Raw genomic sequence first — 11,657 nt, forward strand, 5'->3', positions numbered from 1 at the left:
GTCGATATCGATTCCTGGCCACAGCTTCGTCTTCGCGTCCCCGAGACCCTCCTTCGCGCGCTTTGTCTCGCGGTATACGTAGTCGGCGGAAAAGCCGGCCGCGGCGAGATGCGTCATATCAGCTTCCGGGCCATAGTCAAGAATTCGGTAGTGAAAGTCGAGCAACTCCTGGCGAGGGACGTCGCCGAAGTATGTCTGCCCGACGGAGTTCACATAATCCACCATGCGCTCGCCTGCGCAGTTCTGGTAGATCACGACCTTGAGAAAGTCGCTGTATGGCGCCATCTCTGCATAATCCTGCTCGGCCCGGTAGATGGGGTTGAAAGAATTATTGTGCCAGATGTGCCAACCCACCCCCATATTGGGGTTGATGGACTTGATCTTGTCGTAGATCGCCTTCTGTGTTTCGCGAAGGCTCTGCGTCCAAAGTGCCTCCCACGCCAGCAGCTCGGGATAGCGAAGCATCAACCGCCAGAGCATGACGTAGTAGCCATCTGCAGGCTTCACACCTTTGCGCGATGCGGTGACAAACTTCTCGAGCTCGAGAAAACCCTGCTTGGCGCGCTCATGGTTGATACCTTGGGCTTTCGCCTTCGCGATCGTGTGATCGGAGAAGTCACACACGCTGCTAAGTGGCGGATGCGAGTGGCTGGCGCCCAGTGCATTGCAAAATGGCCCCTGGCGCTCCGAGCCCCACATGATTCCGTCCAGATCATAGTTGCGGATCCAATTTTCGACGAGTCCAAGAACCCAGGCACGATGCTCCGGCGCGTTGAAGTTCATCGTGCCGATCTTCTCGCCCTGGAGGTTGACATCCTGGAGCGGCTTGACGCCCGGCAGGTCCTTCGCCACCACATCCTCAAACCATGCGATCGTCTTCATCCCATGCTTCTTTGCCTTCGGGATGAGGTCGGCGAGTACGTCATAGTCTCCAAGGTCAGGAGCACGAAAGTCTTTGAAAGTGGTATCGGCAAAATACTTCTTGTCGTAATTCGTATAACAGCCGCCCACAAACGTGTCTTTGTCATACTCCTGCTTGCCATGGTCTGGCAGGGGCTGTCCGGGCACCTGGCGGCCGGCGATTCCGCGGCCATAGGTAAAGGTAGCAACGAATATCGTATCGACGAGGGCGTCCTTCTGGCACTCCTCGATGACTGTGTCGGTGTCTTCATCCGTGAACGACACGGCGCCGATCTGGATGCCGACCATCTTCTTCGACTTGTAGCTGGGAGCCGCCAGCGCTTCGGTGGGTGTGGCTGCGGCGGCGGTGATCGCCGCGCCGGCGGCCGTCTGGAGGAATGTTCTGCGATCAAGCATCGTAGGGTCCTTTGTGGGTGTTACTGGAGGTCCAAAACTTTAGCCGGGTTGATGCGGGCCATGGTGTCGATCTCGGTCTGCGTAACGCCTGCCTTCAATAAGCCGGCGTAGTACAGCTTGAGCCCATCGGTGTGGTTGGGATTGACTACCTGGCCGAGATCGCTGGCAAGGATCGCGTGCTCCGCACCGACCGCATGGATGGCTTTGGCATAGTCATCGAAGCTGAACTCCTTATAAGGTCCGATCAAGCCGTTGTAGACGAACTCGATATACGCTCCCATCGACGCAGCCTGCTTCATCTGGGCAATGTTCATATGGATCGGTGCGATCATGGCGTGTGTCACCACAATGTGTCTTACACCATCGCGGTTCGCTTCCTGAATCATCGCCAAAATTTCTTCCGGGTAGTTATGGCCTGTCTCCAGCACGAGGTTGTACTTCGCGATCAGAGCGATCACCTGCTTCACTTCCGGTAGCAATTCCCCGTCCTTTGTCACCGCGACGTATGGTCGTGTGCTCCCCTTTTCGCTCTCCACCTGCGCCCGTGAGTCGAAGCTGGCCATCCACACCATACGACCGTAGCCGCCGGTGATGTGTGCCATATTCTCGACCGCAGCCGGATTGATGCCTCCCACGGTGCGGTTGAGATCGATGCCGCCAAAGACTTCAATGCCCGGCACCACCTTCCGTGTGAGATAGGCATCATTGGCTGTCGGCACGTAGTGGTTCTTGAGCACGATGGCACGCATGCCTTCGGCCTTCGCGAGACGCGCAAGGTCGATCGCATCGACCTTGCGCGGAAGAACATCCGGACCGCAGTGCATGTGGATGTCAATCGCCCCCGCAAGAGGCCTGTCCGGAGATGTCGATTGCCCCAGAAGACCGCTGCTGGCGCATAGAACCACGCACCCAACAAGAAGACCCCGCATCTAGACCACCTTCAATTCGCGGAGCGCATCGCCCACCGCTGCGAGGTTTGCGAGCTTCATCTCCGAGTACTTGCGGGAGATCACCAACCCTGTTCCACCAGCCTCGAAGCAGGCCTTGGTACATGCCTTGATGCCCGGAGGCGCCGTGTGACTGTACTCGACATTCATATTCGAGATGTCCACATCGAGGCCTGGCCAGATCTGCATGTTCGTTCCCGCAACGTCCTCCACTGAGCGCTTCGTTTCATGAAAGACGTAGTTGGAGTCCAGGCCGACATAAGGGAGTTCGGTGTAACTGCGACCGCGATATCCCATAATGCTGTATTCGAATTCCAGCGCTTCCTCAACCGGCATATCGCCGTAGATCGTCTTGCTTGCGCTAGTGATGTACGTCTCCATGCGAGTGCCGCCGAGATTGTCGTAAACGGTCATCTTCGCGAAGTCCGTATAGGGTGCGATCTTCTTGAGGTCCGTCTGCGCGCGGAAGAACGGGCTGAAACTGTGCGCGTGCCAGACATGCCAGCCAACCTCCATCTTCGGGTTCACGCTCTTCACGGTGTCATAGATTGTCTTGTACGTCTCGTGGACGCCATCGTTCCACATCGTCTCCCAGGCAAGGACCTCCGGGTACTGAAAGAGAAGACGCCAGAACGTCACATAGTGACCATCGGGGGGATTGCCTCCACTACGGCAGAACTTCACCCACTTCTCCAACTCCTTGAAGCCCTCAATCGCGCGAGGGACGTTGATGCCACGTGCAGCGGCCTCTTTCTGGCAATACTGGCAGAAGCAGGTCACGCGGGAAGGATCATTGCCGTCGCGGAGGTGCACCGACTCGATCATGTTGCCGAAGGGACCATAGCGCTCCGATCCCCACATCACCCCATCGATCTCGTATGAGTGCGTCCAGTCCTGAAATGTCGCCCGAATGAACTCGTGGTTGTCTGGGTTGCGGAAGCAACCGGTCTTCGCAGGACGCCCATAGAGATCGCGCTCCGCAATAAGCTCAAAGTCCGGCACCTTCGTATTCCATACGTCCTCACTCCACGTATAGGTCTTCATGCCGCGCTTCTTCGCCTTCGGAATCACGTCGGCCAGCACGTCATAACTCCCGGTGTCCGGCGCTCGCCGCGGCACCATCTTTGTGTTCTTGAAGTACTCCGGATGCGGAGTGGTATAGAAGCCGCCGAAGAAGTTATCTTCCTTCTGCACACCGTGGTCGGGGAAGGGATGACCTGGCAGCTGCCTGCCCGCAATCCCATCTCCGTACGTAAAGGACGCGATGAACAGCGCGTTGCACGCGCCTTTCTCCTGCAGGATGTCCAGCACCTTATCGGTACCTTCATCCTGAAATGAGATCGCTCCAATCTGTATGCCGATGGTGGGCGTCTTCTTCGCAGGAGGAGGAAGGGCCTCGGCCAGTAGACGGTGACTTATTCCAGTGTTGGCTGCAGCAAGCGAGGCTCCTGCGCCGGTCACAAACGAACGTCGATCCATGTTGACACTCCTCTTCCGTCTAGAAATTGATCTTTATCGCAGCCTGCAAAGTGCGGTTGGCGTTCAGTGTGGAGTTAACAACGCCCGCTGAGCTCGAACCAATCGTCGCCGAGGGATTGGAGAACGTAGGCCGATTCGTGACGTTGAAGCCCTCGAGGCGGAACTCGGCGTTAATCGCGTCGTGTATCGGGAATATCTTCTTTACTGTTGCGTCGAGCTGCAGCAGACCTTCACCCGTCAGGATGTTGCGGCCGGAGTTACCAAACGTATACGCCGCAGGAGCAACAAACGCAGCAGTGTTGAACCAGTGAGCCGGTGTTGGATTCGGGAGCGTCCCCTTCCCTGCGCCCGGCACGCGGTTGGGAAACTGTCCGCTGGTGCCGTTGTTCGCGATGTCGCTGCTAAGCACGGGCGAATAGGGCATACCGCTGCGAGCCGTGTAAATCCCCGCAATCTCCCATCCACCAAGGGCGCCATTGACGACTGCGTTGGAATTACCCAGCAGGTGATGGCCATGGCCGAACGGCAAGGTGTACACAGAGCTGACGGTGAGCACGTGCGTGAGATTATGGTCGCACGATCCATAGAACTGATGGAGCAGCCCTATGGACTGAGGTCCGGCTTCGCTCGATCCATTGTCGAGACAATGGCTCCAGGCATAGGCCCCTAAGAGCTGGAACCCATTGCTGTACCGCTTCTCCACCTTCACCTGCAACGCGTTGTAATTTGCCGAACCGTACGTATTTCCCAGATTGAATACGCCCCACTGCGGGAAAGGGCGTCGCGCCTGAATGGCGCCAGGACCAGGAGTAGGTACATTATCGGGAGTGGAGATGAGCTGATTGTGGATCGTGTTGTTCCCCACATACGCAATCTCGATCGAGAGATTGTTGAATACCTCGCGCTGGATCGCCAGGTTGTACTGATGCATGTATGTGTGCTTCATCGTAAGGGGTGACGTCCAGATAGCAGGCATCACACACGACAGGTAAGCGACCGTTGTACCTGCGCAAGGCTGCCCAGGATTGGGGTTGGCAGCGACCAGAGGCTGACCATTGAAGGGATTCTGCCACGTGAACGCGACGGCACTCGGGTTCGATGGCGCATTGACCGTCTGCACAATCTCGAACGGCGGAGCCTTCACCCACTGCAACGACATGTTGGAATCGAAGTAGATGGGGAACAAACCATAGGCGGCCCGCACAACTGTTTTGTCGCTGTTAGCCACTCGATAGGCGAGGCCAACACGTGGCGCAAATACACCAGGCCCCGTCTTGTGGATCGACTGCGGAAGGCCGAGCGATTCAGTGCCCTCCAGACGATCGCTGAATAGTGGAATAAGCAGCGGCATCTCGGGTTGAGCCAGACTATTGATGAGTTGGCCATGGTTCTGGGTCGGGATGACGAGCTTGCCGTTACTGTAGTCAATGGCGTTTGCCTGCCCGTTGAGTCCGTTATAAAACGGATTATGTTCATAACGTAGGCCGACGTTCACTGTAAGCGCCGGACGTGGGCGCCAGTTGTCCTGCACAAAAAGATCTAGCCAGTTCCCGGTACTGCCGTAAAGCTCCAACGGATATGCTCGTGTCACTGCTGCCGGCGCGCCAATCAGAAAGTCCGAAAAGGCGTCGCCCGTGTAGTTCGTGGTAAATGAGAACGCACCTTCCTGGTTCTGGCCATTGAAGAAGGTATGACGCTGGTGATAGAACTGAACGCCGCCTGAGATCTCGTGCGCTCCCGATACATAGCTCACCGTATCGTCATACTGCCAGGTGCGAATACGGTTCGACTTCGGCAAGTTGTTCACGCCCGAGCCGTTGAACCCTGTGTAGCCGGATAGCGTGATGTATGGAAAGCTCGGCGTGATCTGCGATTGCTGATATCCCGTGATACCGGCGTTGGCAAGGTAGTTCGTTCCCGGCAGCACCGCCCCGAACAAGAAGATATCTTTGTATAAACCGAATTTCGCTTCATTCAGCCATTTGCTGCCAAACGTGTGCGCTTCGGTGATAACGATATTCTGTGCGCGGCTGTGCAGGGGCTGCGTACCCAGCGCTGGATACTGATTGGGATCTTCCTCATCGTTATCGGCAATCGAGTAGCGGCCCATCCAGTGATCGTGCTTGCCCATCGCATAGTCGATCTTGCCGTCACCCTTGTAGGTCAGCAACCGCTGCGGAGCGCTGAAATTAGCCTGCGCCTGGGTCGGCATGAACTGCAGGAAGTATGCCGCCTGAGGCGAGATCGGAACGATGTTGCCCGGAAACGGCGCGGTCGTGCCAACCATGTGTGGAGTCTTCGTGGCGCCGTTGTAGTTGCCCGCGCGCATAGCGTCGGACGGAACGATATCCGCAAAGACGATTCCCTGACTTTGCTTTGTCTCTTCATAATCCGTAAAGAAGAACAGCTTGTCTTTGAGAATCGGGCCGCCGAGGACACCACCAAATTGATTGCGCTTCAGGATGTTCTTGTTGGTCCGGGCGAAGTAGTTATGCGCATCCGCCGCGTCGTTGCGAAGAAATTCGAATACCACGCCGTGGAAACTGTCCGTTCCACTCTTCATCGTCGCCGACACAACGTTCGGCGTATGACCATACGCTGCGGGCATGTTCGCGCCCAGGACCTTGAACTCTGCCAGTGAGTCGACGTTAGGCTGCACGTTGGTGCCACCCTGCTCGTACTCCGTGATATCGACACCATCCAGCGACCAGCCGTTGAAGATGAATCCAGTACCGTTGATCTGCACCGCCACGGAGGACGACCGCAACGAAGCGCCACCGGTTCGTGTTCCCTCTCCACCGGGCGTGTACGTGGCGCCAGGAGTGAGGGCCACGAGGTTCCAGAACTGGCGGCCGTTCAGCGCGACAGCTTCAATGGAACGACCCTCAACCACCTGACCGATTGAGCTGTCTTGTGTATTGATCTGCGGGAGCTGAGTGGTGACCGTCACCGTCTCACTCACCGATCCGTTAGCGAGATTGACATCGAGAGCGGCTACCTGCGCGGTCTGTAACGTAATCTTCGGAACGATAGCAAGTTTGAAGCCCGCGGCCTCTGTACTGACCTTGTAATCACCAACGGGCAGATCGACGACATGGTATTCGCCGCTGTCGCTTGTTGTCGCCTTGTACCGCTCGTGTGTGCCCAGGGACTCTACCGTCACTGTGGCGTTTGGCACAAAGGCGCCGCTCGCGTCGCGGACGAATCCGGATAGCGAGGCGTTCGCCGATTGCGCGAGTAACTGAACGCTGGACATAGCCAGGACCAGTATGATCAGGATGAAGAATTTGCGAAAAAAAGACATAAGAGTCTCCAGGAGCCCCACGAAGGGGCCGCATCAGGGAAATAGGTGAAGCGCTCGAGTTGTGTAAGGCCTGCGAGCCCCGCAGTGAGCCCGCAGTTTGCTCTGCGTAGTCTTTTCAGTTAGCCGGCGCGACCCGGGTTCGCGGGGTTGGATCGAACTTCGACCCCGGCAAAGCCTTCGAGAACCTTGATGGAGGCACAGATGTCCTGCTCGCCATAGCCTGCAGCGATCGCCGTGCGCAGGAGTTGTGCCGAAAGCGCGGTCAGCGGGGTGGGCACGTTGAGTTCGGCGCCAGACTCAAGCATTAGCTGCATGTCCTTCTCCAGCCACTTCACGGAAAAATGCGTTTCGAAGTTGCGCGCGAACACCAGCGGTGCCTTGGCCGCCACCATACCTGATTTCGCTGCACTATTATTCAGAATGTCGAGCATTAGCTCCGGCGCAATTCCGGCTTTGGTGCTGAGTACAAACGACTCATTGAATGCATTGATCAGGTTGCCGATGATCAAGTTCTGCGACAGCTTGGCGTGGAGTCCCATCCCACTGGGCCCGCAGTAATAAAGGTTCGGCCCCATCGCCTGGAGAAGCGGCTTGATTCGCTCGAAGACATCCTCGTCCCCGCCGACCATAAACGTCAGATTGCCGCTCTCCGCCCCGTTCTTCGATCCCGTGACAGGCGCGTCGAGGAAGTCAACGCCTTGCTTCTTCAGGATCGCCGCAAATTCCTTGCTAGCGCTCGGCGAGATACTCGAGCAATCAACGATGACGGTGCGTGGCTTTGATCCGCCTGCCATCCCGTCGGCACCAAACAGCACCTCGCGGGACATCGCCGTGTCGCCGACACAGTAGAAGACCACGTCACTGCTCTTCGCCACCTCGAGTGGTGTTGCACACGCCCTCGCAGCGGAAAATGTCAACAGCTTCGCAACTTTGTCTTGATGATGGGACCACAACGCGACTTCATGGCCAGCCTCGAGGAGGTGTCGCGCCATTGGCATACCCATGATGCCCAAACCTAGAAATCCAAGCTTTGCCATGACCGTTTCTTGCGCCTCTCAGAAATGCAAATAATGCGTGTACAGCAACGCTATACAACCAACAATCGCGGCCAGCAACATACTGTGTTTGAGCATCAGCCGGAAGAGCCTCGACTGACTGTGGTTATCCATGCCGGTGGCCGCGGCTGCCACGACAATGGTCTGAAGACTGATCATCTTGCCGACCACGCCGCCTGAAGAGTTGGCCGCGGCCAACAGTACAGGACTAAGACCAAGCCGCTCTGCGCTGACCACCTGCAGGCTGCCAAAGAGAGCGTTCGCCGAGGTATCCGATCCGGTGAGAAACACCCCGAGCCATCCAAGAATCGCGCTGAAGAACGGGAACATCGCACCGCTCGCTGCAAAGGCCAAACCCAGCGTCGCCGTTGCACCTGAGTAATTCATCAGAAACGCCATCGCGAGCACCGACACGACGGTCGTGATGGGAAGCAGTAACTGCTTCGACGTCGCAACCAGGACCTCACCAAGCGTGCGCATCGAGACCCGAAGAAACAGCGCGCTACAAATTGTCGCGCCCATGCAGGATGTGCCGGACGCAGCCAGCAGGTTCAACACAAAGGGTGCGTGATACGGCTGCTTGTGCGCAACCACTGGAGCCACGCGGAAGATGCGATCATGCAGCATCGGCCACTCGACGTTGAAGGTCCCTGCGGCCAGCAGATGCTGAATCGGCTTTACGCTCCAAAGCAACACGAAGACGACGAGGAAAGCGTAGGGGGTCCAGGCCACGAGGATTTCACGCGTCGTCGGAACGACTGCCTCTGAACCATCGGCAGGTGGGACCACGGCGTCGCTCTCTCCACGGAATGCAGCCTCCATTTCGAGCGGCATGGGCGCGGCCTTGCGCATGCGGCAGATGAGAAACAGCGCCAGCATTGCGAAGATGGACGCCAGTATGTCTGTGAGAGCGGGCCCAACATACGTGCCAATGACATACTGCGTTCCGCCGAAGATCAGCCCCGTGACGACGCACGGGAGGAGTGCAAACCGCAATGTCCTCCAACCGCCCATCACCACAATCATGTAAGCCGGGATGACGAGCGCGACCGGGGCGCAGATGGCGGCGACCGCGGCACTGAGCTTCAACAGCGACAGGCCGGTCGTGGCCGCAAGAGTCAGAAGCGGAGTGCCTATCGAACCAAATGCGACCGGGGCCGTGTTGGCGAGGAGGCAAATGGCGGAAGCCCGGAAGGGTGAGAAGCCGAGACCCACCATCATGGCGGAAGCGATGGCGACCGGTGTGCCGAAGCCTGCGGCGCCCTCGATGAAGGCGCCAAACGCGAAGGCGATGAGCAGGGCCTGCGTAGGTGCGTCCTGCGTTAACTTTCCAATCGACGCGCGAATCAACGCGAACTTTCCTGTCACCGTAGTCACGCGAAACAGCGTAATGGCCCAGAAGACAATCCAGCAGATGGGGAAGAGGCCAAATGCCGCGCCGTAGGCTGCTGCGCTCAGCGCGAGGCTCAGCGGCATGCGATAACATGCGAGCGCTACAAGCAGGCTCGCACCCAGGCCACAAAGCCCCGCCACCCATGCAGGCTTACGCAGAATCCCCAGGATCAACAGAACCGTCAGGATCGGAAGCGCGGCAATCATCGCTGAGCCCGCTACGCCCCGCTCGAAAAGAACGTATGTCTGCTGCCAGTTCACGCGCTTTGTGCTCCGATCTCCATGCCAACCTTGTGCTTTCGCGACTGGGGTTGTGATGGTTGCTAAAACGTCGAGGATGGTAGGTTGGTCTGACCATTCGTGTCAAGAGCCGCAAATGCATTTAGTCGGGAAAATGAGAACGAGCAACATGCTGAACGGCCGCTAGGGATAGGTAAATGGGCTGAATAGAGTCTTTTTACGCTATCGGATGGTCTGACCACTTTCCGGAAAATGAGCAGCTTCGCTGGTATCAATGTGCCGTGATATTGTGTTGCTTGATGAAAAAGCAGCCATCAAAGTCGGCTACTCCTGGGGCTCACCCGCGCGCGTTCATGAAGACGCGGCCTGTGCAGAAGAGCTCGATCTCCGACGACATTGTGCAGCAGGTGATGAAGCAGATCTCGTCCGGCAACCTTCAGCCGGGGCAGCGGCTGCCCTCGGAGCGAGAGTTGTGCAAGCAATTTCAGGCGGGACGATCGTCATTGCGCGAAGCTCTGCGGTGTCTTTCCATCATGGGTGTGCTGACGGCGCGAGTGGGCGAAGGCACCATGGTCGCAACCGATGGCAACAAGTTTCTCGATACGGTGATGGAGTGGCGCGTCATCACGGGACGTTACGACTTGATCAACCTGATGGAGGTTCGTCTCGCCCTCGAAGGCCTCGCCGCCGCCAGCGCCGCCGAGCGCGCCGATGCTGAAGAACTCGTCGAAATGGAAGCCTTGGTGGCCCGCATGCGCGATGCGCTCCACGACTACAAACGCTTCGGCGCTCTTGACCTTGAATTCCACTTGGCTATGGCGCGGGCTTCGCGCAACCAGGCACTGCTCGATATGTTGACGATGATCCGCGCACAACTCGCGCAAGCGGTGGCAACCGTATTGAAGCTCAAGGACGCTTTGCCACTGACGCTCGTAGAACACGAAGCGATAGTGAAGGCGCTGCTCCGTCGTAACCCCGAGGCCGCCCGCAAAGCCATGCAGATTCACCTTTCGGCCGCTATCAAACGCTACGATGCGACCCAACCTATCGACCTTTAGTTGCTTGACCGCTGTCGCTTTCTTGCATAAGTACGTTCAGAGGAGCTCATCCAAAGTGCGCGATGACCGGACCAACGTTTTCCGCCAGGTTCTACTTGCCGGCTTCTGGCTGGCTTTTCTCGTCCCCACCTCGCCGTCGCTTGCACAGACCGCGACGGGCGTCGATAAGTATGACGCTGACACACTTCTGCAGCACGGCAGAGACATCAGCCGCGGCAAGTCCTTGGCTACCGAAATCCTTGCGCGCTATCCCAATCACTTCCTTATGCTCACAGTGCGCAATGCCACCGGCCAGTCGGAATTGCATGAGAATAATGCGGACGTCATCATTGTGCTGGAGGGTGAGGGACAACTCATCACAGGCGGAACCATGCTCGGCGCCAAACAGACAGAACCGGGCGAACAGCGCGGCAGTGGTATCGCGGGCGGCTCAGTGACCTCGCTGAAGAAGGGTGACATCGTGCACGTCCCAGCGAAGATTCCTCACCAGGTGGTCATTGCGCCAAAGGCTCATATTCAATACCTAGTCGTGAAAGCCGATCAGAGAGCTTCTTAGCGGGGTCATCCCGTCGCCACCGATGGAAGGATCTGTTTACTCATCGGAGGAAATCTCCTTCGCTTGGTCGAACCGATCGGAGAGACGGTGATAACTCTAGGTCCGCATGACAATCGAGGCACGTTTCAGCTCATCGACTCGGACCTTGCGCTCACAACTACAGCTTTGGGAATGTGCTGGAGATCGCGCGGCAGAGAACAGTGACATAGTGCTATACCTCGCTGGCGTCAATAAACATAGGGGTTTGGGCATTGCTGGTGGTGAGAGATGGAGATCGTTTGCCCGTGTGGACGAGGCGAACGGCTCTGT

The 11,657-nt window shown here is 57.5% G+C and carries 8 protein-coding genes; 2 read left to right on the top strand and 6 right to left on the bottom strand.

Annotated elements, in window-relative coordinates; all coding sequences use genetic code 11:
- From AC5E6W_RS06880 to AC5E6W_RS06905, 6 genes are all read right to left on the bottom strand, one after another.
- Window positions 1-1,317 (bottom strand): hypothetical protein (locus AC5E6W_RS06880; protein WP_491751533.1); only part of this gene is annotated, 1,317 nt, incomplete at its 3' end.
- A gap of 20 nt (window positions 1,318-1,337) precedes the next feature.
- The gene (locus AC5E6W_RS06885) at window positions 1,338-2,246 is read right to left on the bottom strand and encodes a DUF6282 family protein (protein ID WP_491751534.1); all 909 of its coding nucleotides are present in this window, start codon (window positions 2,244-2,246) and stop codon (window positions 1,338-1,340) included.
- The gene (locus tag AC5E6W_RS06890; RefSeq protein ID WP_491751535.1) at window positions 2,247-3,743 is read right to left on the bottom strand and encodes a hypothetical protein; all 1,497 of its coding nucleotides are present in this window, start codon (window positions 3,741-3,743) and stop codon (window positions 2,247-2,249) included.
- Window positions 3,744-3,762: 19 nt separating this feature from the next.
- Complete coding sequence (locus AC5E6W_RS06895; protein ID WP_491751536.1) at window positions 3,763-7,047, bottom strand: TonB-dependent receptor; 3,285 nt, start codon at window positions 7,045-7,047, stop codon at window positions 3,763-3,765.
- Between the two features lie 119 nt (window positions 7,048-7,166).
- Window positions 7,167-8,084 (bottom strand): NAD(P)-dependent oxidoreductase, encoded by a 918-nt coding sequence (locus AC5E6W_RS06900; RefSeq protein WP_491751537.1) that lies wholly within the window; start codon window positions 8,082-8,084, stop codon window positions 7,167-7,169.
- Window positions 8,085-8,102: 18 nt separating this feature from the next.
- Complete coding sequence (locus AC5E6W_RS06905) at window positions 8,103-9,701, bottom strand: L-lactate permease (RefSeq protein ID WP_491751538.1); 1,599 nt, start codon at window positions 9,699-9,701, stop codon at window positions 8,103-8,105.
- Between the two features lie 386 nt (window positions 9,702-10,087).
- On the opposite strand from AC5E6W_RS06905, the gene AC5E6W_RS06910 reads away from it, so the two are divergent.
- Together AC5E6W_RS06910 and AC5E6W_RS06915 are read left to right on the top strand one after the other, a co-directional pair.
- Window positions 10,088-10,792 (top strand): FadR/GntR family transcriptional regulator, encoded by a 705-nt coding sequence (locus tag AC5E6W_RS06910; RefSeq protein WP_491751539.1) that lies wholly within the window; start codon window positions 10,088-10,090, stop codon window positions 10,790-10,792.
- A gap of 55 nt (window positions 10,793-10,847) precedes the next feature.
- Window positions 10,848-11,348 (top strand): hypothetical protein, encoded by a 501-nt coding sequence (locus AC5E6W_RS06915; protein WP_491751540.1) that lies wholly within the window; start codon window positions 10,848-10,850, stop codon window positions 11,346-11,348.
- The last annotated feature ends 309 nt before the right edge of the window (window positions 11,349-11,657 follow it).

The sequence above is a fragment of the Bryocella sp. genome (genome assembly GCF_058498515.1).

Coding starts and splice junctions, on each gene's coding strand:
- AC5E6W_RS06900 (WP_491751537.1), bottom strand. CDS start 8,084: ATGGCAAAGCTTGGATTTCTAGGTTTGGGCATCATGGGTATGCCAATG.
- AC5E6W_RS06910 (WP_491751539.1), top strand. CDS start 10,088: ATGAAGACGCGGCCTGTGCAGAAGAGCTCGATCTCCGACGACATTGTG.
- AC5E6W_RS06890 (WP_491751535.1), bottom strand. CDS start 3,743: ATGGATCGACGTTCGTTTGTGACCGGCGCAGGAGCCTCGCTTGCTGCA.
- AC5E6W_RS06885 (WP_491751534.1), bottom strand. CDS start 2,246: ATGCGGGGTCTTCTTGTTGGGTGCGTGGTTCTATGCGCCAGCAGCGGT.
- AC5E6W_RS06905 (WP_491751538.1), bottom strand. CDS start 9,701: ATGATTGCCGCGCTTCCGATCCTGACGGTTCTGTTGATCCTGGGGATT.
- AC5E6W_RS06895 (WP_491751536.1), bottom strand. CDS start 7,047: ATGTCTTTTTTTCGCAAATTCTTCATCCTGATCATACTGGTCCTGGCT.